At 64.9% G+C, this 21,646-nt stretch carries 20 protein-coding genes; 19 read left to right on the top strand and 1 reads right to left on the bottom strand.

The window, feature by feature from the left end:
- The first annotated feature begins 697 nt into the window (after positions 1–697).
- From V5F77_RS23840 to V5F77_RS23795, 10 genes are all read left to right on the top strand, one after another.
- Complete coding sequence (locus tag V5F77_RS23840; RefSeq protein WP_429007737.1) at positions 698–1,543, top strand: type IV toxin-antitoxin system AbiEi family antitoxin domain-containing protein; 846 nt, start codon at positions 698–700, stop codon at positions 1,541–1,543.
- Entirely contained in the window at positions 1,533–2,450 is a 918-nt protein-coding gene (locus tag V5F77_RS23835) for a nucleotidyl transferase AbiEii/AbiGii toxin family protein (RefSeq protein WP_132034739.1), read from the top strand. The genes V5F77_RS23840 and V5F77_RS23835 overlap by 11 nt, the downstream gene beginning before the upstream one ends.
- Positions 2,451–2,639: 189 nt before the next feature.
- Positions 2,640–2,960, top strand: coding sequence for an ArsR/SmtB family transcription factor (locus tag V5F77_RS23830; protein ID WP_132034737.1), 321 nt, complete (start codon positions 2,640–2,642; stop codon positions 2,958–2,960).
- Positions 2,961–3,017: 57 nt separating this feature from the next.
- Positions 3,018–4,394: an FAD-dependent oxidoreductase gene (locus V5F77_RS23825; protein WP_132034735.1), complete on the top strand. Its 1,377-nt coding sequence runs from the start codon at positions 3,018–3,020 to the stop codon at positions 4,392–4,394.
- On the top strand, positions 4,391–5,629 hold the full coding sequence (locus tag V5F77_RS23820; protein ID WP_132034733.1) for an MFS transporter: 1,239 nt from the start codon (positions 4,391–4,393) through the stop codon (positions 5,627–5,629). The genes V5F77_RS23825 and V5F77_RS23820 overlap by 4 nt, the downstream gene beginning before the upstream one ends.
- 17 nt (positions 5,630–5,646) lie before the next feature.
- Complete coding sequence (gene arsH / locus V5F77_RS23815) at positions 5,647–6,393, top strand: arsenical resistance protein ArsH (RefSeq protein WP_132034731.1); 747 nt, start codon at positions 5,647–5,649, stop codon at positions 6,391–6,393.
- Between the two features lie 186 nt (positions 6,394–6,579).
- Positions 6,580–7,458, top strand: coding sequence for a substrate-binding domain-containing protein (locus V5F77_RS23810; RefSeq protein ID WP_132034866.1), 879 nt, complete (start codon positions 6,580–6,582; stop codon positions 7,456–7,458).
- A 5-nt stretch (positions 7,459–7,463) separates the two neighbouring features.
- The gene (locus tag V5F77_RS23805) at positions 7,464–8,912 is read left to right on the top strand and encodes an ATP-binding protein (protein ID WP_132034729.1); all 1,449 of its coding nucleotides are present in this window, start codon (positions 7,464–7,466) and stop codon (positions 8,910–8,912) included.
- Positions 8,902–10,224 (top strand): sigma-54-dependent transcriptional regulator, encoded by a 1,323-nt coding sequence (locus V5F77_RS23800; protein ID WP_132034727.1) that lies wholly within the window; start codon positions 8,902–8,904, stop codon positions 10,222–10,224. The genes V5F77_RS23805 and V5F77_RS23800 overlap by 11 nt, the downstream gene beginning before the upstream one ends.
- A 352-nt stretch (positions 10,225–10,576) precedes the next feature.
- Entirely contained in the window at positions 10,577–11,548 is a 972-nt protein-coding gene (locus V5F77_RS23795; RefSeq protein WP_245504805.1) for an arsenic resistance protein, read from the top strand.
- On the opposite strand, the gene V5F77_RS23790 is transcribed toward V5F77_RS23795, so the two are convergent.
- On the bottom strand, positions 11,545–11,745 hold the full coding sequence (locus V5F77_RS23790) for a hypothetical protein (protein WP_207916148.1): 201 nt from the start codon (positions 11,743–11,745) through the stop codon (positions 11,545–11,547). The genes V5F77_RS23795 and V5F77_RS23790 overlap by 4 nt on opposite strands.
- Before the next feature lie 127 nt (positions 11,746–11,872).
- On the opposite strand from V5F77_RS23790, the gene V5F77_RS23785 reads away from it, so the two are divergent.
- The 9 genes from V5F77_RS23785 to arsC all read left to right on the top strand — a co-directional run bounded on the left by V5F77_RS23785 (position 11,873) and on the right by arsC (position 21,556).
- Positions 11,873–12,394 carry an arsenate reductase (azurin) small subunit gene (locus V5F77_RS23785; RefSeq protein WP_132034723.1) on the top strand — a complete coding sequence of 174 codons (522 nt, stop codon included), beginning with the start codon at positions 11,873–11,875 and terminating at the stop codon, positions 12,392–12,394.
- Between the two features lie 11 nt (positions 12,395–12,405).
- Positions 12,406–15,015, top strand: coding sequence for an arsenate reductase (azurin) large subunit (locus tag V5F77_RS23780; RefSeq protein WP_132034721.1), 2,610 nt, complete (start codon positions 12,406–12,408; stop codon positions 15,013–15,015).
- Between the two features lie 84 nt (positions 15,016–15,099).
- Complete coding sequence (locus V5F77_RS23775) at positions 15,100–15,486, top strand: c-type cytochrome (RefSeq protein ID WP_132034719.1); 387 nt, start codon at positions 15,100–15,102, stop codon at positions 15,484–15,486.
- Positions 15,487–15,695: 209 nt separating this feature from the next.
- Complete coding sequence (gene pstS, locus V5F77_RS23770) at positions 15,696–16,721, top strand: phosphate ABC transporter substrate-binding protein PstS (RefSeq protein WP_245504804.1); 1,026 nt, start codon at positions 15,696–15,698, stop codon at positions 16,719–16,721.
- 41 nt (positions 16,722–16,762) lie between these two features.
- Positions 16,763–17,650: a metalloregulator ArsR/SmtB family transcription factor gene (locus tag V5F77_RS23765; protein WP_132034715.1), complete on the top strand. Its 888-nt coding sequence runs from the start codon at positions 16,763–16,765 to the stop codon at positions 17,648–17,650.
- A 13-nt stretch (positions 17,651–17,663) separates the two neighbouring features.
- Positions 17,664–18,713, top strand: coding sequence for an ACR3 family arsenite efflux transporter (gene arsB / locus V5F77_RS23760; RefSeq protein ID WP_132034713.1), 1,050 nt, complete (start codon positions 17,664–17,666; stop codon positions 18,711–18,713).
- Between the two features lie 45 nt (positions 18,714–18,758).
- Positions 18,759–19,802, top strand: a complete 1,044-nt coding sequence (locus tag V5F77_RS23755) for an ArsJ-associated glyceraldehyde-3-phosphate dehydrogenase (RefSeq protein WP_132034711.1) — start codon at positions 18,759–18,761, stop codon at positions 19,800–19,802.
- 1 nt (position 19,803) lies between these two features.
- A complete protein-coding gene (gene arsJ, locus V5F77_RS23750) occupies positions 19,804–21,069 on the top strand; it encodes an organoarsenical effux MFS transporter ArsJ (RefSeq protein WP_132034709.1) in 1,266 nt (421 codons plus the stop codon).
- 52 nt (positions 21,070–21,121) lie between these two features.
- The gene (gene arsC, locus V5F77_RS23745) at positions 21,122–21,556 is read left to right on the top strand and encodes an arsenate reductase (glutaredoxin) (RefSeq protein WP_132034707.1); all 435 of its coding nucleotides are present in this window, start codon (positions 21,122–21,124) and stop codon (positions 21,554–21,556) included.
- Positions 21,557–21,646: the final 90 nt, after the last annotated feature.

The raw sequence follows: 21,646 nt of genomic DNA, 5'->3' as shown, positions 1-21,646 counted from the left end.
GATGATGGCCACCTCGACATCGTCCAGCTCCGCGCTCGGAAGGACACCGAATTCCCCGTCCACCTCGAACAGCGTCACCGGCACCATCAAGGTGCGGGCGAGGTGCAGCGCGTGAGATTGGGCGAGGGAAAGATCGTGCGACATGTGAGGGCTCCATCCTGCAGCGGGGCCGATCCCCGCTCGATGGCGCCCATCAGCGTCCGGTGGCGGTCGCGATCACCGCCGAGGCAAAGCCTCGAAGCGGCCGCACGCGTGCGTAGCGGACCCCCTGCGGGTTGATCGTTGAAGATCCGAAGCCGGACCAGGAAGCCATGGAGGAGAGCGGGTATCGGACTTGCTGTAGGTGGCTCGCGCCTGCCGCATGTCCCCCGTCGGGGACCGCTCCACCTGTTGACGGCGTGATTTGCAGGGCGCGGCTATGCCGACGGGAATAGGGTGTGTCCGATCGGCAACCGTGTTTCGAACGACATCCGCGTCAGGGATCGAAGCCCGACAGGGTGAAGACCGCCGGCGGGCTTCAGCGAAGCCGAGAGCCCGACCCGCGCGCGGGGGACGCCACCTTGTCTTGGCTCAACGCGGTTGAACTCACCCCTCCGAACTTTACATATCCGATAATTTGTCAATCTTTAGATGACATTTTGAGTCATCCATAAAGGTCCTCTAGCGCTGACTTTGATCAAATGCTAATTTGTCCATCATGGATGAACAAAGGGGATCAAAGCTAAAGGGCCTACTCCAATCCGTTCCACCCGGCTTTCTGGTGGATACGGCCTGGATGACCCGTCACGTCATTTCGCGCCAGTCCGTTTCCGCCTATGTCAAGCAAGGTTGGCTCGAACGCGTGATGCAGGGCCTCTATCGTCGACCCCTGCCGGTGGAGGAAAACGCGGAAGCGACCATCGGATGGAAGATCGCCGTGCTGTCAGCCCAATGGCTCATGAGGCACGACTTTCATGTCGGAGGAACGAGCGCATTGACCCTGCGCGGGCACATCCACTACCTGCAGCTGGGCGGCGCCTTCACCCTCTATCTCTACGGTTCGGACACCCCCTCCTGGCTCCTGAAGCTCCATACGGACGCACGCGTGATCCATCGAAATGAGGGTCTATTTGGGACCGATCGGATTGGGATTGAGAGCAACGACCTCGACCTGTCGGAGAATGCTGATGCGGCGTTGTCCCGGAGCCCCTGGCGATGGCCGATCCGCGTATCGACGCCGGAGCGAGCAATCCTGGAGGCGATCGATGAAATACCCCAAACCGAGAGCTTCCACACCATCGACATGGCATTCGAGGGGCTCGTTAACTTGCGGCCCAGACAGCTGATGAAGCTGCTGATCGATTGCCGAAGCGTGAAGGTGAAGCGGCTCTTTTTCGTTTATGCCGACAAGCATGCGCATGCTTGGCGCAAACACATCGACCTGACCTGCATCGACATGGGGCGCGGCGACCGGGAGCTGGCGCGCGGAGGCCGCCTACACCCGAAGTACCGGATCACCATCCCGGAAGATCTCCTGCCCAGCGAGACACGTGATGGCGCGTGAGATCTATATGCGTCAGGTCGAACTCCTGGTCAGAACCCTACCCTTCATCGCACGGGAGAAGACACTCGCGCTCAAGGGCGGGACCGCGATCAACCTGTTCTATCGCGACATGCCGCGGCTGTCGGTTGACATCGATCTGGTCTACCTCCCTCTCGAAGATCGTCCAACGGCCCTCGCTGGAATCGACGCTGCGCTCGGCCACATTGGATCGGATCTGACGCGAAGCCTCCGCAGCGCCACCGTCCAGAGGGTTTCTGGCGGGGGCAACAGCGATACCCGCCTCCTCGTCCGGCAAGGTGGAAGCGAGATCAAAATCGAGATCTCGCCGGTCGCGCGCGGGACCGTACACCCAACCGAACGGCTGCCCGTGAAGGAGGCCGTGGAGACCGCGTTTGGTTTTGCCGAAATGCAGGTGGTGTCTTTTGCCGATCTTTTCGGCGGGAAGCTTCATGCTGCAGTCGATCGGCAACATCCGCGCGATCTCTTCGACGTCAAGCTCCTCTATGAGAATGAGGGCCTGACGGACGAATTGTTCCGCACCTTTCTGGTCTATGTCGCGAGCTCGGGTCGACCGCCCCACGAGTTGATCAGGCCGTCCTTTCACACGCTCGACGAAAGCTTTGTGCGTGAATTCCAAGGGATGACGGTCGAGCCAGTTACGCTCGATGACCTTGAGCACGCGCGGGCACGGCTGGTGAAGGATCTCACCGCCCGCCTTGATAAGGGGGCAACGCGTTTCCTGCTCTCGCTGCACGATGCCGAGCCCGACTTCGATGCGATCGGCCTGCCGCAAGCGGCTGCGCTCCCTGCGGTTCGATGGAAGATTAACAATCTCGCGAAGCTAAAGCTGGAAAACCCCGCAAAGCACGCAGAGCAACGCCACGCCATCGAAAACCTGGCGCCATAACTTTCACTCCGGCACACATGTCATGAAGCCCGTCCGACCGTAACATCGGTGCGAGGAACGGACGCAGACGTACATTTTGTCAGAAAACCGGCAATTCGCCCTGGTTAAGAACAAGATGGCGGGCGCCTTTCCAAACTTCCCCCTCAGCGCCCCCTTGACGCCTCGCCAAATAAGCGCAAGTTTATTTCCATGAATATCGAAATAGCATCCCGTCAGCTTGAGGCCCTAGGCAACCCTACCCGGCTTGGCCTCTACCGCACACTCGTCCGGGCGGGCGGGGCAGGCCTGAGTGTCGGCACCCTTCAGGAAAAGCATGAGATCCCGGCATCCACGCTTTCCCATCACCTCCGCAGACTGATCGACACTGGCCTCGTGACCCAAGAGCGCCAGGCGACGACGCTCATCTGCCGAGCACACTATCCCAGCATGAATGCCCTCGTCGGCTACCTCGTGGACGAATGCTGCGCTGACGTTGGCTGCATTGTCCCATCGTCCGAAACTGCCGCGTGAGGTCATCGTCGTGTTCAGAATTTTCGTGATTCTGGAAAGATCGAAGGAGTTGTCGTGATGACCAAAAGTCTTCCCGTTGCAGTCATCGGTGCCGGACCTATCGGCCTTGCCGCAGCGGCACATCTGGTCGCACGGGGCATCGTTCCGGTGATCCTGGAGCGTGGAACCCAAATCGCCGCGTCCATGCGGGACTTCTCCCACGTCCGCCTGTTCTCGCCCTGGCGCTACAACGTGGATGAAGCGGCCCGCGCCCTGCTGGAGGAAATCGGCTGGAGGGCACCCGATCCGGATGGTCTCCCGACCGCCGGCGACCTGATCGACAGATACCTTGCCCCGCTTGCCGCGCACCCCTCCATCGCCCACCGGATCATGCTCGGCACGACGGTCACCGCCATCGGCCGCCTCGGTCTCGACCGGATGAGTTCGGCTGGGCGCGCGGATACGCCCTTCCAGGTCAGATGGAAGGCGAAGGATGGGCATACGGGGACGATCGAGGTACGCGCGGTGATCGACGCTTCGGGGACATGGGCCGAGCCCAATCCCATGGGCGTGGATGGGATGCCGGTCGAGGGCGAGGAGACACTCGGCGACAGCATCGCTTACGGTATTCCCGACGTCCTGGGACGCGAACGGTCACGATACGCGGGAAAGCGCGTCCTAGTCGTCGGTTCAGGACATTCCGCCACGAATGTCGCCCTCGACCTCGTCCGTCTCCGGAAGGAAGCGCCGGAAACCGAAATCCTTTGGGGTCTGCGGAGGGACTGGATCGGAAAGCTCCTCGGCGGCGGGCTCGATGACCAGCTTCCCGAACGCGGTGCGCTTGGGCTCGCGGCCGGAGGCGCAATCGCGAGCGGCCAGGTGAAGACGCTGGCGCCCCTTGCCATTCATGGCGTGAAGCGGACCGAGCGTGCGATCGCCGTCACCGCGAGCTTGGACAGTGCAGCCATTACACTGGAAGTCGACCGGATCGTCGTCGCGACCGGCTTCCGACCGAGTTTCGACATGCTCCGGGAACTGCGCGTGGCCGTCGACCCCATCACCGAGGCGCCTCCGGTCCTGGCGCCGCTCATCGATCCCAATGTGCATTCCTGCGGCAGCGTCCCGCCCCACGGAGCCGTGGAGCTCGCCCACCCCGAGCCGGACTTCTACATCGTCGGATCGAAGTCTTACGGGCGTGCGCCGACGTTCCTGATGGCCACCGGATACGAGCAGGTTCGCTCGGTCGTGGCCGAGATCGCGGGTGATCATGAAGCCGCACGGCGGGTGCAGCTCGTCCTCCCGGAGACCGGCGTGTGCAGCGCACCTCCGCGGAACCGCGTCGCTTCCGGATGCTGCGGAGGCCCTGCCCCCAAAGAGATCGACGCCTGCTGCGTCGACGATGCCGTCGCCAAGACCGAAGGGAAGTCCGGCTGCGGCTGCGGAGCCGCCGCATGACCGGGCACGCGGATGCGGCAGCCTACAAGCCCCTCAGCGGTCGAAGCCTCTTCATCACCGGCCTCGGCATCGGCCAGGTCTGCTCCTGGGGATCGCTGTACTATTCCTTTCCGTTGATCGCCGAGGCCATGGGGCGGGACCTCGGCTGGTCGAAGCCGCAGATGTACGGCGCCGCGACGCTCGGCCTCGTTCTGGCGGGGATCGCGAGCTACCCGATCGGGAACGCCATCGACCGCGGCCACGGCCGCCTCGTGATGGCCGCGGGCTCGGTGATGGCGGGCTTATTTCTCCTGGCCTGGTCCCAGGTCGAGGGACTCCTCGCCTTCTATATCTGCGTTGCCGGCATCGGCATCCTCCAGGCGGCCACCTTGTACGAACCAGCGTTCGCGGTGGTGGCGCGGCGGAGCGGAACGGTCGGCGCACGGTCTGGCATCACGGCCCTGACCCTGTGGGGCGGCTTCGCCTCCACCGTGTTCATCCCCCTGGTCCAGTTCCTCCTCGACGGGTTCGGATGGCGCGGAACGCTCATGGTCCTGGCGGCGATCAACCTCGTCCTGTGCGCCGGTGTCTACGCCGCGGTGATCGATCCGGCAGCGGATCATCCCGAGCATGCGCATGCCAAGGGCGGGCCGTCGGCGGGATGGTCGGTCGTCCGCATGGTCATGCGCCAACCGGCATTCTGGGCGCTCGCCGTCGCGTTCACCGCCTACTCCGGGACATTTTCGGCCTTCACCTTCCACCTGTACCCGCTGCTCGTCGAGCGAGGCTTCGATACCGGGACCGTCGTATCGGCCATGGCGATCATCGGTCCGGCTCAGGTGGCGGGACGGATCGCCATTTGGATGTTCGCGCCGAAGGCATCCGTGCGCCTCATCGGCTGCTGCGTGGTCTTGGCCTTTCCTTTGGCCCTCATCGTCCTGGAGGCCGCCCCGCCCAGCTTCGCCATCGTGGCGTGCGTCGCGGCCCTGTACGGGGGTGCGAACGGCATCATGACCATCGTCCGAGGCCTTGCCGTGCCGGAGATGGTGACGCGCGAGGCCTACGGCGCCGTCAACGGCGCCCTGGCCGCTCCGGCGACCGTTTCCAGGGCGATTGCACCCGTTGGGGCGGCCGCTCTTTGGGCATGGAGCGGATCCTACGATCCCGTCCTCTTCGCTGCCATCGCAGGCGCCCTCATCCTCGTCGCCGGATTCTGGACGGCGGCGATCCTGTCGGCCCGCACCAATCCCTCTTGAACTCCTTGGACACCACTATGCACGACGCTCCTTTCGATCCGGACTTTCCTGCCCTGGAAGGGCACCACCTGGACCTGCCGGATCTCCCCAAGCTCGAGCCGAAGGCAGCCTCCGTTCATCGGCCGCGCATCCTGCTTCTCTATGGCTCCCTGCGTGAACGCTCCTACAGTCGCCTCCTGACCGAGGAGGCCGCCCGCCTTCTCGACCGCATGGGCGCCGAAACGCGGATCTTTGACCCGCGCGGCCTGCCGCTTCCGGACAGCGTTCCGCCCGATCATCCGAAGGTCCAGGAACTGCGGTCCCTGTCCGAATGGTCCGAGGGACAGGTGTGGTGCAGCCCCGAGCGGCACGGCACGATCACCGGTGTGTTCAAGAGCCAGATCGATTGGATCCCGCTTGAGATCGGCGGAATCCGTCCCACCCAGGGCCGCACGCTCGCGGTGATGCAGGTGTCCGGCGGGTCGCAGTCTTTCAACGCCGTCAACGCCCTGCGGGTACTCGGGCGCTGGATGCGCATGGTCACGATCCCGAACCAGTCATCGGTGGCGAAGGCCTACCAGGAATTCGACGAGGCGGGCCGGATGAAGCCTTCTCCCTATTACGACCGGGTCGTGGACGTCATGGAGGAGCTCATGAAGTTCACCCTCCTGGTCCGCGACCGGTCGGACTACCTGGTGGATCGCTACTCCGAACGGAGGGTGCAGGCGGAGGAGCATCGTAAGTCCGTCGCGGCCAGCCTGGCGGATGCCACCGGCCGGACCTGATCCGGAATGTCCGCTGTCATGTGTCGATGGGTTCCGATATATTGAAATAATGCCAAGGTGCCGTCCCTTCGCGGCACCGAAGCCAACGATTTCCGTGCGATCGTCACGGGAGGTGTAGCGCAATCCGGGCACTGACTTCCGAATCCTGAACGCGCTGCATCGAGAACAAGAGTGGGAAGGATGCGGATGGGCACGGGAGCGCTCAATCGGCGTTCCGCCATGATCGCGACGGCGGGATTGCTCCTGTCCTGCTCCGGCTTCGCGCGCGCCCATGAGATCGTTCCGGAACGAGGTCTGCGCTTCGGACTAACCCCAGTGTTCCTCACGTCGGACCTGGAACTGCTCGGACGGCTTCAGGCCTATCTCCAGCGCACCATGGGCGTGCCGGTCTCGCTCATCACGCGACGTACCTACCAGGAGATCACCGCTCTCCTCGTTTCCCGTCAGCTCGATGCCGCTTGGATATGCGGCTATCCGTTCGTCGCCCATCGCCGCGACCTCCAGCTCGTGGCGGTTCCGCTTTGGCGCGGGAAGCCCCTCTACCAGTCATATCTGATCGTCGACCGGGACCGTCCGGCGGAAGGCTTGATGGACCTGCGTGGTGACATCCACGCCTTTTCGGACCCCGACTCCAATTCCGGCTTCCTCGTCACCCGCGCCGCCCTGGCTGAACACGGTCTCAGGCCCGACACCTTCTTCGGCCGGACCTTCTACACCTATGGCCACCGCAATGTGATCCGCGCCGTGGCTTCAGGGCTCGCCGCATCCGGTTCCGTGGACGGCTATGTCTACGACGTGGTCGCGGAGCTGGAGCCGAGCCTGACGGTGTCGACCCGCATCCTTCACGCTTCGGAGCCGCTCGGATTCCCGCCGATCGCGGCGCCCCGCGTCCCTGTGGACGCCGGCCGGCTCACTGCCCTGACGGATGCCCTCCTGCGGATGGGAGAGGACCCGGAAGGGCGCGCCGCTCTCCGGATGCTTCGCCTCGACGGCTTCGCGGCTGAAGATGTTTCCCTGTTTGACGGCATCGCCGCGAAGGCGGCGCTGGTCGCAGCTTCGGGATGACGGCGATGCGCCTCGATCCGCGAACCTGGCCGATCGCCGCCAAGGTCCCGCTCGCGGTCGCGGTGCTGATGATGCTGGTCGGCATCGTGCTGTCCGAGCGCGTCCTGGCGCGCCTCAACGAAACCCAGGAAATGCACGTCCGGGATCTGGCGCAGAGCTACCTGGATATCCTCTCCACCGGCATCACGGAATCGGTCCTTCGCGAAGACACCTGGGAGGTCTTCGACGCCATCACGCGCGCCCAGGACCTCAGCAAGGGCCTTCGCGCGACGGAGGCGATCGTAACCAACGCCAAGGGGCACGTCATTGCCGCGTCGAACCCCAGGCAGCACCCCGTCGGGTCCCTTGTCGAGGTTCCCAACGGCGGAAGTCCGGGCATGCAGCCCTTTCGTTTCGAAGCGGGCGCCGACGTCGCCAACGCAACCCGCGTCCTCGCCTATCCCGGGCGCGTGGTCGGGGTGATCCATGCCGCGTTCGACACCAGCCACCTGGCCGTGGAAAGGCGCGAGGTGCTCACGGCATTGATCGTGACGAACGGCATCCTGACATTGATCCTCGCCGCCGCCGGATGGCTCCTGGTGACGCGGATGATGGCGCCGATCAGGGTCCTCTCCAGGCACCTCGGCGCGGCAATGGAGGGGTACGCGACGCCCGTTCCCGAAGCCACGATCGCCCGCAGCGGCGACGAGTTCAGGCACCTGTTCGGGTCGTACAACGCGCTCGTGAAGTCCATGCACGAGCGAGAGGACCTCGCGAGGAAGCTCTTCGACGAGCAGCGCCTGGGCAGCCTCGGCCGTCTCGCGTCCGCCCTGGCTCACGAGATCAACAATCCCCTGGGCGGTCTCTTCAACGCCATGGCCACCCTGAAGACGCACGGGCAGTATGCCGCCGTGCGCAACAACGCGCTCGGGCTCCTGGAGAGAGGGCTCGTGGGCATCCGGGACGTCGTCCGGACCACCCTGGCGATGCACCGCCAGGAAACGTCCGGGCGTTCGATCTCGGCCAAGGACATCGCCGATTTGCGCCTTCTCATCGTCGCGGAGGCACGGCGCAAGTCGGTCACGGTCGCCATCAGGAACAGCGTCGATCAGGATATCCCGCTGCCGAGCACCCAGATCCGGCAAGCCCTCTTGAACCTTCTACTGAACGCGGTCGCGGCTGCACCGCCCGGGTCCGAGGTCAAGCTGGAGGCCGCGCGGCACGGCGATGTCCTGGTCCTGGTGGTCACCGACCGCGGCGACGGCATTCCGGCGACGGGGATCGACGTTCTCACCGGAGAGGACTCTTCGCCGCCTTTGCGAACCGGCGGCGGCCTTGGCCTTTGGACGACCCGTCGGATCGTGGACGAATTGCACGGGCGGATCGAGGTGTCGCAGCCGAGCCAGGGTGGGACCGTCATCAGGATCGCCGTTCCCATCGAGAAGCCGATCGAGGAGCTGCCCCATGTCGCTTGAGAACTGCATCGTCGGCATCGTCGAGGACGATCCCATCATGGGGGAGAGCCTCGTCCAGCGCCTCACGCTCGAAGGCATGACCGTGAAATGGTGGCAGAGCGGGGCGGAGGCGGTCCGCGACATCCAGGGCACGCGCTTCGGCGCCATCGTCTGCGATATCCGCCTGCCGGACGTGAGCGGCGAGGCGGTGTTCCGCGAGGCCGTCAAGGGCCCCGATGCGCCGCCCTTCCTGTTCGTGACCGCCTTCGGGGACATCGATCAGGCGGTGAGCCTCATGCGGGCGGGTGCAGGGGATTACGTGACGAAGCCGTTCGAGATGGACGATTTCCTGATGCGGCTGTCCGATCTCGTCCGTCACCGAAGGGACGAAGCGACCGGAGTCCTCGGCATCTCGCCGGCCATCAAGGAAGTGGAACGCATGCTCCGGCGGGTGGCCCGCCTCCCGTCGAGCCTCCTGATCACCGGCGAGACCGGAAGCGGCAAGGAAGTGGCGGCCCGGTTCGTCCATGCGGCATCCGCCGCGACGGGATCGCCCTTCATGGCCGTCAACTGCGCGGCCATCCCGGCGGACCTGCTCGAAAGCGAACTTTTCGGGCATGAGAAGGGCGCCTTCACGGGAGCAGCAATGCGCCATCTCGGCTATGCGGAGCGGACCGGCGATGGAACCTTGTTCCTCGACGAGATCGGGGAGATGCGTCCCGAACTCCAGACCAAGCTCCTCCGACTGATCGAGGAACGGGCCTTCCACCGCGTCGGCGGGGAGAAGCCGATCCCCTTTCGAGGGCGGCTCTTGACCGCGACCAACGGCGATCTCGAGACACTGGTGGCGTCGGGACGTTTCCGTCAGGACCTGCTCTATCGCATCAACGTCGTCTCGGTCCGGATGCCTGCGCTGCGGGAGCGATCGGAGGATATCCCGTGGTTGATGGAGCGCTTCTTCGAGGAGTTCTCCGACCACGGCGAGGGATCGTTGAAGGGGATCGGCGCGCTCGCGGAGGAAGCCGCGCTCGCCCATTCCTGGCCCGGCAACGTCCGCGAGCTTCGGAACCGGATGGAACGCGGCATCGGTCTCGCGCTCGGAGAGTGGCTGATGCCGGGTGACCTCTTTCCGGAGATGTTCCGTGCCGCAACGGATATTGGGGAGCGTCTTGGGTCTCTTGAAGACGCGCGCCTCGACGCGGAGCGGCGTCATATCCTGCGCGCACTCTCCGCAACCGGGGGCGAGATCGCCGCTGCGGCCAAGCTCCTTAACGTCGGCCGGACCACCCTGTGGGAGAAGATGAGACGTCTTCGCGTAAGGTTTGATGGGTGACGCTGTCGTGAAATTCCGAAGTCCCACCCTGGGCCCCCAAATCGCACAATTCCAACTCTCCGGAGAAACCAAGCCGAGGGGTCAGGGCAAAACAGATGAAGCATCCCGGAGCGTCGATCACGACGTTTCCCGCCTTCCACCGGACATGACGGAGGTCGAGCGGAGGACCATCATTTGTCGAAGCACTCGTTAGAGGTGGGACCAGGGTCTTCGGGGTTCCTAATTCGTATGGGTCTCCTTTCGGCAATCGGTGTGATTCCGCCATCGCCCAGGTGCATGCTCCTTCTTATTGCGTCGCACATCACTCACGGTTACCTGATGTGGAGACCCGTCAAAGCAGGAAGCATTGTTCGTGAGGGAAGCGCTTGAACGGCGGCAAATCTGGATCTACTTCGCGAGCGTCATCGCTGGCACTTTCGCCGCCTCGGCAATAGCGGGAACCGAAGGGCTGGAACCCCTGGTGAACCCGGCCCTCGCCCTCATGCTCTTCGTCACCTTCTTGCAGGTGCCGCTCGCCGAGGTCGGCAAGGCATTCCGGGAAATACGGTTCCTCATCGCGCTGATGGTGTCGAACTTCCTGGCGGTTCCCTGTCTCGTCCTCCTGCTTGTCAGTTTCGCCCCGAACGATGCGCTCGTCCGGCTCGGCATACTGATGGTCCTCTTAACGCCGTGCATCGACTACGTGATCACGTTTTCCCAGCTTGGCCGTGCCGATGCACGGCTTCTGCTCGCCTCGACTCCGTTGCTGCTCGTGATCCAAATGGCGCTTCTGCCGTTCTATCTCACGGCATTCCTCGGCGATCAGGTCTCCGGCCTCGTGAGCCTGGCCCCCTTCCTGCGCGCCTTCATCTGGCTGATCATGGTGCCGCTCGCATTCGCGGCCGTTGCTCAGTTCTGGGCTTCCTGCGGCCCAACGGGACGTAGGGTCGTCGCGTGGCTTGGTATCCTCCCCGTTCTGTCGACCGCGCTCGTCTTATTCCTCGTGGTGGCTGCCACGGTGCCGCTGCTGGGAAACGCCGCGGACAAGGCCTTGGGTGTTGTCCCGATTTACGTCGCCTTCGCCATATTCGCTCCGATGCTGGGACTCGCAGTCGGTCGAGTATTCAGGCTCGGAACGGCTGCGTCGCGCTCGGTGGCCTTCTCTAGCTCCACCCGCAACTCCCTTGTCGTGCTACCCCTGGCTCTCGCCGTTCCGGGCGCCGTGCCCGTACTTCCGGCCGTGATCGTGACGCAGACGTTGGTCGAACTCATTTCGGAGCTCGTCTACATCAGGATCCTACCTTTGTTCGGCCGGAAGAGCGAAGCAGCGGAGCAATCCGCCTAAGGATCAACATCCACACCCGCGTCGGCCTGGTTTCCGAGAATCACGCATTCGGCTGCCGGGCCGCCCGCGCATTCGACATCGTAGCGCTGGACGAACTGCTCAAGGCTTCTCTCCAATTCGCGCATCTCGGCTACGCTGCCGAGCGGTGTCCGGAATGTCGGATGGCGGTGGCGCAGCACGTTCGGAACCTCGAACATTTCGGTTTCGGCGGGTTCCTGCGCCAATCAATAACATATTGAAATAAAACAACTCCTCCTCCTGGTCCAACTCCTGCAAAGCGGAATGACCCACGCGCACGACGTGGGCTTCCGGGAGGGAGCCAGCATGAAGAGCTTCAGGACCGTCATCGACACGAGCCGCCGAAGGTTCCTCACCGGTGCGGGCATGATGACCGCGGGCATGGCGGCGGCCTCCGTCATGCCGAAGGAGGCGAAGGCCGCCCCGGCGGCCGCCCTCGTCGACTATCCCTCCAACCGCCTCGCCAACGTCGGCGACCTGAAGGTCAACGAGCCGCTCGACGTCACCTATCCGGACGCGGACGCCCCCGGCGTCCTGATCAAGCTCGGAAAGCGAGTCCCCGACGGAGCGGGCCCCGATGGCGACATCGTCGGATTCACGACCGTCTGCCCGCACAAGGGATTCCCGCTCACCTACAACACCGCGGACAGGACCATGAACTGCCCCGGCCACTACTCGCGGTTCGACTGCGAGAAGGGCGGACAGCAGGTCTGGGGACAGGCCACGCAGAACCTGCCGCAGTACGCACTCCGCATCGACGCCAAGGGAGACATCTACGCCGATGGCGTGGACGAGCTTCTCTACGGCCGCCTGTCGAACGTTCTCTGAGGGAGGGAAAGATGGCCTACAAACGCCAGATCGGAAGGCTTCCGATCGTCCCGGCCGACGCCACCGTGCACAATGTCGTCTGCCACTATTGCATCGTCGGCTGCGGCTACAAGGCCTACACATGGGATGCCCGATACGAGGGCGGCACGGCTCCCAAGGACAATGCCTTCGGCGTCGACCTGTCCAAGCAGCAGGACGCGGAGACCACCGCCTGGTACCCGCCGTCCATGTACAATTTGGTCAAGCAGAACGGGAAGGACGTCCATCTCGTCCTCAAGCCCGACAAGGACTGCGTGGTGAACTCCGGCCTCGGGTCCGTACGCGGCGCACGCATGGCGGAGATGAGCTACTCGCGCCAGCGCAACACCGAGCTTCAGCGCCTGACCAATCCCCTCGTATGGCGCTACGGCCAGCTCCAGCCCACGAGCTGGGACGATGCCCTCGACCTCGTCGCGCGCGTCACCGCGAATGTCGTTGCGGCCCAGGGCGAGGATGCCCTGTTCGTCTCCGCCTACGACCACGGTGGTGCCGGCGGCGGCTATGAGAACACCTGGGGCACGGGCAAGCTCTATTTCGGCGCGATGAAGATCAAGAACATCCGCATCCACAACCGCCCGGCCTACAATTCCGAGGTCCACGGAACCCGTGACATGGGCGTCGGCGAACTCAACAACTGCTACGAGGATGCCGAACTCGCGGACACCATCGTCGCCGTCGGCACCAACGCGCTCGAGACCCAGACCAACTACTTCCTCAATCACTGGGTCCCCAACATGCGCGGGACGTCGGTCGACAAAAAGAAGAAGGAATTCGGAAACGAGGCCGTGGACCGGGCCCGCGTGGTGATCGTCGATCCGCGGCGGACCGTGACGGTCAATGCCTGCGAGATCGAGGCGGGCAAGGAGAACGTCCTGCACCTCGCCATCAACTCCGGGACCGACCTGATCCTGTTCAACGCCTGGCTCACCTACGCCGCCGACAAGGGATGGGTGGATCGGGCCTTCATCGCCGCGTCCACGAAGGACTTCGACAAGGCGGTCGCCGCCAACAAGGTCAGCGTCGCGGATGCGGCGAAGATCACGGGAGTCAGCGAAGCCGACATCGTGAAGGCCATCACGTGGATCGCCGAGCCGAAGGCGGGCAACGCCCGGCGCCGGACCATGTTCGCCTACGAGAAGGGCCTGATCTGGGGCAACGACAACTACCGCACCAACCAGTCCCTCGTGAACCTCGCGCTCGCCACGGGCAATGTCGGCCGCCCGGGCGGCGGCTGCGTGCGCATGGGCGGCCACCAGGAGGGATACTGCCGCCCCTCGGACGCCCATGTGGGACGCCCGGCCGCCTACGTGGACAAGCTGCTCATCGAGGGCAAGGGCGCGGTCCACCACGTCTGGGGCTGCGACCACTACAAGACCACCCTGAACGCAATGGAGTTCAAGCGGGTCTACAAGAAGCGGACCGACATGGTGAAGGACGCCATGAACTCCGTGCCCTACGGCGACCGGGATGCCATGGTGAAGGCCATCACGGACGCCATCCGCCAGGGTGGCCTGTTCTCGGTGGACGTCGACATCGTCCCGACCAAGATCGGCGAGGCCGCGCACGTCATCCTGCCGGCAGCGACCTCCGGCGAGATGAACCTCACCTCCATGAACGGCGAGCGGCGCATGCGCCTCACGGAGCGCTACATGGACCCGCCGGGACAGGCGATGCCCGACTGCCTGATCGCGGCGCGGCTCGCCAACCACATGGAGCGTGCGTTCCGCGCCCTCGGCAAGCCGGACATCGCAGGCAAGTTCACCGGCTTCGACTGGAAGACCGAGGAAGATGCCTTCATGGATGGGTATCACCAGCATGAGAAGGGCGGCGAGTTCGTCACCTACGCTCGCCTGCGCGCCATGGGAACGAACGGCTTCCAGGAGCCGGCGGTGGGGCTCGAGAGCACCGGCGCGGTGGCGGCGGGGACATCCACGGGCGCGCCCGGCGAAGTCCTGAAGGGCCCCGCCATCGAGGGTGCGCGCGGGAAGGAGCCCGTGCAGAAGGACGCGCCCACGCTCGCGGGTGCCGCGCCTACGCCGCCCGCCGACACCCAGCGGATCATCGGCACGAAGCGCCTGTATGCGGACGGGAAGTTCAACGCACCGGACGGGAAGGCGACCTTCATGCCCACCCAATGGCGCGGCCTCCAGGCACCGGGGAAGCAGGCCGAGAAGGACAAATTCCCCTACCTGATCAACAATGGGCGGGCGAACCTCGTCTGGCAGAGCGCCTATCTCGATGTCGAGAACGAGTTGGTGATGGACAGGTGGCCCTTCCCGTTCATCGAGATGAACCCGCAGGACATGGCCGAGCTGAACCTGAAGGAGGGCGACCTCGTCGAGGTCTACAACGACAATGGCTCGACCCAGGCCATGGCGTATCCGACGCCCACCGCGAAACGAAAACAGGCCTTCATGCTGTTCGCCTATCCTACGGGCGTGCAGGGCAACGTGGTCTCGGCGGGAGTGAACGAGTTCATCATCCCGAACTACAAGCAGACCTGGGGCAGCATCCGGAAGATCTCCGACGCCCCGGCCGGCGTCGCCCACCTCACCTTCAAGTCGAAGGAATACACGGCATAGGCCCCCCGGCCCCGCGTTTCGGCGCGGGGCCCTCCTCACCGAGGCCGCACCGCCTTTCCCGCCCGAGCTCATCAGGAAGCATCAATGAAGCGTCTCGCATTCTGCGCGGCAGCGCTCGTCATCGCCTGCCAGTCCACGGCCTTCGGACAGGATGCCGAAGCCGGAAAGCGCATCTTCGCGCGCTGCTCCCCGTGCCATGCCGTCGGCCCCAATGCGCCCAACAAGGTCGGCCCGGAGCTGAACGGTCTATTCGGCCGGAAGGCGGGATCCGTTCCCGGCTATGCCTATTCCCCGGCGAACTTGCAGTCCGGCATCACCTGGACCGAGGAGGAGTTCACCGCCTACATCAAGGACCCCAAGGGCGTCATCAAGGGAACCAAGATGAGCTTCGCAGGGGTGAAGAACGAGCAGGAGGTCAAGGACCTCGTCGCCTTCCTGAAGGCGTTCGACGCCGACGGCCAGCCCAAATGACGGTGGACGCCCGTTCGATCCCCCTCCGGCACCAAGCCTCATAGGCGCCCGAGCCACTTCACGGACAGCGAAGCCGTTGCCATTCGGCGCGACGGCCAGCATCGTCACATACACGTCACTCCCGCTGCTTATTCGATCTGTCGACGAGCATGGACATATCGTGCTATACGAGTCCGTGGACGGAAACGCCAATATGCCGGGAGGCACCCGTGACACGCATCTTCAGTCTGGCCATCGCTGCATTGACCGCCGCCGCCGTGCTCGCGCCCGCAGCGCGCGCCGACGATGTCCGAGGAGCGGGGTCGACGTTCGCCTACCCGATCATCTGGAAGTGGTCGCAGGCCTTCCGGGAGAAGACGGGCCAGACGGTCAGCTACCAATCCGTCGGCTCGTCGGCGGGCGTCAATGCGATCAAGGATCGGACGGCCGACTTCGGGGCTTCGGATAAGCCGCTGCAACCGGCAGAGCTCGCGAAACTCGGCCTCGGTCAGTTTCCCATCGTGTTCGGCGGGGTCGTGCCCGTCCTCAACGTCGACGGGATCGGTCCCGGCCAGATGAAGTTCACGGGGGCACTGCTGGCCGACATCTTCCTGGGGAAGATCACCAACTGGAACGATCCGGCAATCAAGGCCGTCAATCCGGACCTGACCTTCCCCGATGCGAAGATCGCCGTGGTTCACCGGTCCGACGGCTCGGGCACGACCTTCAACTGGGTCTCCTACCTGTCGAAGGCGAGCCCCGAATGGAAGCAGCGGGTCGGCGAGGGAAATGCCGTCGACTGGCCGGTCGGCTCCGGGGCCCGGGGCAATGAGGGCGTGGCAACCGACGTGAAGCGCATCAAGAACTCGATCGGCTATGTCGAATTCACGTATGTCGTCCAGGTGAAGTTGACCTACGGCCTCGTCCAGAACCGGGCCGGCAAGTTCATTGCCCCGAGCGCGGCTTCGTTCCAGGCAGCGGCCGCAAGCTTCGATTGGACGAAGGCGGATGACTTCGCGGTCATCATCAACGATTCCCCTGCCGAGGATGCCTATCCGATCGCCGCCTCCACATTCGTGCTGATGTACAAAGACCCCAAGGCTGCCGGCGCGAGCCGGGCGGCGTTCGACTTCTGGAAGTTCTCGCTCGGCGAAGGCGAGAAGTACGCTTCGCAACTCGGCTACGTTCCCTTGCCCCCCGCACTGGTAGAGCAGGTCAAGGCGTACTGGGCCCGAACCTTCAAGGGCGGCGCATAGGGCTACGCCGCCGTCAGGCATTTCCAACGAGCGAGATTTTCATGGGCACGGCGACATTCAACGCGGACGACGCAATCAAGGTCTTCGATGCGCTGGCGCAGCCGACGCGGCTGGAGACCTACCGTCTGCTGCTGCGGTACATGCCTTATGGTCTGCCCGCGGGTGATATCGCCCGACTGCTTGCCGTGCCCCACAACACCATGTCCACGCACCTCTCCTTGCTCGAGAGGGCGGGCCTCCTTACCGCGCGTCGCGAGGGACGATCGATCATCTATGCGGCGAACGTCGCGCCCGCCGCCCCACCGCTCGCGTCCCTGATGGGGGAGATGGGCTTCACGGCAACGCCCCGCCGGGGCGGACTCGTCTCTTCCTTCCCACAGGTGCGCACCGCCGCCGCCAACGACCGCATCTACAACGTCCTTCTCGTCTGTTCGGCGAATTCCGCGCGCTCCGTGATCGCGGAGGCGATCCTGAACCGCGAGGGACGGGGGCGCTTCCGTGCCTTCTCCGCGGGGAGCCGTCCGAAGGGGAAGCCCCATCCTGCCGTGATCTCCCTCCTCCAATCCCTCGGCTACGAGACGGATGGGCTCTCCTCGAAGAGTTGGAGCGGGTTCGCGACGAAGGATGCGCCGGAGATGGATTTCGTCATCACCACCTGCGACACGGCGGCGGGCGAACAATGTCCGGCCTTCCCGGGGCACCCGCTCCAGGCGCATTGGGGACTGCCGGATCCCGCCCTCGTGAAGGGCTCGGAGGCGGAGCAGCGGGCCGCGTTCGTCGCGACCTACCGGCGCCTTGCATCCCGCATGTCCGCGTTCGTGAACCTGCCTTTCGCCGAACTCGATCTTGCGACCCTCAAGGATCGCATCGCCGAGATCGGCCGGATGGAAGGGGCGACCGAGCTGACGCTCTCCGGCATCGCCGCATAAGGAATCGATCCTCGTGTCCGTATTCGAGCGCTACCTGACCGTCTGGGTCTTCCTCTGCATCGTCGTCGGCATAGCCCTCGGCGCCGCCGCGCCCTCGGCCTTCCAGGTGATCGGAAGCCTGGAGGTCGCGCAGGTGAACCTGCCCGTCGCTGTCCTGATCTGGCTGATGATCGTCCCCATGCTGCTGAAGATCGACTTCGGGGCGCTTGCCCAGGTCGGCCGGCATTGGCGCGGAATCTCGGTCACGCTGCTGGTCAACTGGGGCGTGAAGCCCTTCTCCATGGCGGTGCTCGGCTGGCTCTTCATCGGCTACCTGTTCCGGCCGTACCTACCCGCCGACCAGATCGACAGCTACATCGCCGGACTGATCCTGCTCGCGTCGGCCCCCTGCACGGCCATGGTGTTCGTCTGGTCCAACCTGACGAAGGGCGAGCCGCATTTCACCCTGTCCCAGGTGGCGCTGAACGACGCCATCATGATCGTGGCGTTCGCACCGGTGGTCGGCCTCCTCCTCGGACTGTCGTCGATCACGGTGCCGTGGAACACGCTGCTCCTGTCCGTGGTGCTCTACATCGTCGTTCCGGTCATCGCCGCCCAGTTGATCCGCGGGCGCATCCTCGCCGGGGGTGGGCAAGCGGCGCTGGACCGGGTCCTCGGCGTCCTCCAGCCCGCCTCCCTCGTGGCGCTGCTGGCCACCCTGGTCCTGCTGTTCGCCTTCCAGGGCGAGCAGATCCTCGCCCAGCCGCTGGTCATCGCCCTCCTGGCGGTGCCGATCCTGATCCAGGTCTACTTCAACTCCGGGCTTGCCTATCTGCTGAACCGGATGTCCGGCGAAGCCCATTGCGTCGCGGGCCCGTCCGCCCTGATCGGCGCGTCCAACTTCTTCGAGCTCGCGGTCGCCGCCGCCATCAGCCTCTTCGGCTTCCAGTCCGGCGCGGCGCTGGCCACCGTGGTCGGCGTGCTCATCGAGGTGCCGGTCATGCTGTCGGTCGTGTGGATCGTGAACCGCTCGAAGGATTGGTACGAGGCCGGAGGCGTGAAGGTTCCGGATGCCTCCCATTGATCAAGCGCGCCGACGCGAACGCGGCGCGAGCACGGGGATGAGAAGATGAGAGTGGGAATCAATGGCCTCGGCCGGATCGGACGCCTCGCCCTGCGGGCCTCCATGGGCGGCGCCGAACGTCCCGTCGACGATCCGCGCGGCAACAATCGCCTCGACGTGGTCCATCTCAACGAGATCAAGGGCGGTTCGGCAGCGATCGCCCATCTCCTCGAGTTCGACAGCGTCCAGGGCCGCTGGCGGATGCCCATATCGGCGGAGGGAGCCGAGGACATCCGGATTGACGGGAAGAACCTGTCCTTCTCCTCCCATGCCGCACCCGGCGATATCCCGTGGGGCGACCTGGGCGTGGACGTCGTGCTCGAGGCCACCGGCAAGTTCCTCACTCCCGAGACGCTGGAGGGCCATCTCAAGCGCGGGGCGAAGCGGGTGATCGTGGCGGCGCCGGTGAAGGACCCTTCCGTCCTGAACGTCGTCGTGGGCGTCAATGAGCACCTTTACGAGCGGTCGAAGCACCCCATCGTGACCGCCGCCTCCTGCACCACCAATTGCCTCGCTCCGGTGGTGAAGGTGGTGCACGAGAAGATCGGCATCCGGCACGGGCAGATCACCACCATCCACGATCCCACGAACACGAACGTGGTGGTGGACGCCCCCCACAAGGACCTGAGGCGCGCCCGGTCGGCGATGCTTTCGCTCCAGCCCACCACCACGGGCAGCGCCACGGCCATCGCCCTGATCTATCCGGAGCTCAAGGGCAAGCTGAACGGCCACGCGGTGCGCGCGCCCGTGCTGAACGCATCCCTCACCGATTGCGTGTTCGAGCTGAACCGGGAAACCACCGCCGAGGAGGTCAACGATCTGTTCCGGGAGGCCGCCGAGGGCGCGTTGCGCGGCATCCTCGGATTCGAGCCGCGTCCCCTGGTCTCGGCGGACTATGCGCGCGACACCCGTTCCTCGATCGTTGACGGCCTGTCCACGCTGGTGACCGACGGGACCCTCCTGAAGGTCTACGCCTGGTACGACAACGAGATGGGCTATGCGTGCCGGATGGTGGACCTTGCCTGCCATCTCGAGCGGGAGGGCCTCTGACATGGCCAGCGCGCCGGCGACCTCAGGGGTTCGCAACTACGCCATCGTGACGGCCGCCTACTGGGGCTTCACGCTGACCGACGGCGCGCTTCGGATGATCGTGCTCTTCACCTTCTTCAAGCTCGGCTACTCGCCGTTCACACTGGCATTCCTGTTCGTGCTCTACGAGGCTGCGGGCATCGGCGCCAACTTCATCGGAGGCTGGCTCGCGGGCCGCTACGGCATCACCCGCATGCTCACGGTGGGCCTCACGACGCAGATCTCCGGTTTCCTGATCCTGTCGGCGGTGTCGCCGTCCTGGGAGACCGCGCTGCTGGTCCCCTGGGTCGTCGCTGCCCAGGGCATCTGCGGCGTCGCCAAGGATCTGACCAAGACCGCGTCCAAGTCCGCCATCAAGGTGACCGAGGCGGACGCCAAGGGGGCCAACGCCAACACCCGCCTGTTCCGGTGGGTGGCCTGGTTCACCGGCTCGAAGAACGCCATGAAGGGCTTCGGCTTCCTCCTCGGCGGCGCGCTCCTCGAGCTCATCGGCTTCCGTCCCGCGCTGTGGCTGATGGCCGGCGCTCTCGCCCTCGTCCTCGTCGGCGTCGTCGCTTCCCTCCCGCCTATGCTGGGGAAGGCGAAGTCGAGCAAGAGCATGAAGGAGCTCTTCGCCAAGAACCGCGGCGTGAACTTGCTGGCCCTGGCCCGCGTCGCCCTGTTCGGCGCGCGCGACGTCTGGTTCGTGGTCGGTGTTCCGGTCTTCCTCTACGCCTCGGGCTGGACCTTCATCATGGTGGGTGGCTTCCTGGCCCTATGGACCATCGGCTACGGCGTGGTCCAGGCGGCCGCTCCCGCCGTCGTCACCCGCAGCCCGGACGGTCTGTCCCGAGAGGTTCCCGCGGCGCGGTGGTGGGCCCTCGCTCTCGCCCTGGTTCCGGTTGCCATGGCAGGCTGGCTTGCCCTCGCGCCACCGCATGCCGACTTCGTCCTCGTGGCAGGGCTGTCCATCTTCGGCTTCGCGTTCGCCGTGAACTCCTCCCTGCATTCCTACCTGATCCTGGCCTATGCAGGATCGGAGAAGGCCGCCGAGGACGTGGGCTTCTACTATGCCGCCAATGCCGCCGGGCGCTTCATCGGCACCCTCTCGTCCGGCCTGCTTTATCAGGTGGGTGGCATCTACGCCTGCCTCGGCGGGTCGGCCCTGATGCTCGCCATCTGCTTCGGAACCACCCTCCTGCTGCCGCTCCATGCCCAGCCGATGGGAGCGCCCGCACCGAGCCGGTAAGGGCGAGACCCTGCGGACATTCACGATCGGAAATTCAAGCGAGCCTTGGACAATGACCGACCATTCCCCCGTCACCATCTGGCACAATCCCGATTGCGGCACGTCGCGCAACACGCTGGCGATGATCCGCAATGCGGGCATCCAGCCGACCCTGATCGAGTATCTGAAGGATACGCCTTCGAGGGAGGAGGTGGCGGCGGCCATCAAGGCCGCGGGGCTGACGGTGCGCGAGGCGACGCGCCAAAAAGGCACGCCCTATGCGGAGCTGGGGCTCGACGATCCGGCCGTCACCGACGACCAGTTGCTCGACGCCATGATGGCGCACCCGATCCTCATCAATCGCCCCTTCGTCTTTACGGACCTGGGCGTCCAGCTGTGTCGCCCTTCAGAGTTGGTCCTCGACATCCTTCCGGCGCCGCAGAAGGGACCCTTCAGCAAGGAGGATGGAGAGGTCGTCATCGATGTCGAAGGGCATCGGGTCCGGTAGCCCGTATCGTCAGCGTATGAGGTAGCGCTTCCCGTCAACCTGCATCGACGAGGAGCTTCGCCGCGGGAGCCGGGCGAACCGACGACCCCT

Source organism: Roseixanthobacter psychrophilus, assembly GCF_043195195.1.
GTDB lineage: Bacteria > Pseudomonadota > Alphaproteobacteria > Rhizobiales > Xanthobacteraceae > NCEH01.
This window is presented reverse-complemented; position numbering and strand designations above follow the sequence as displayed.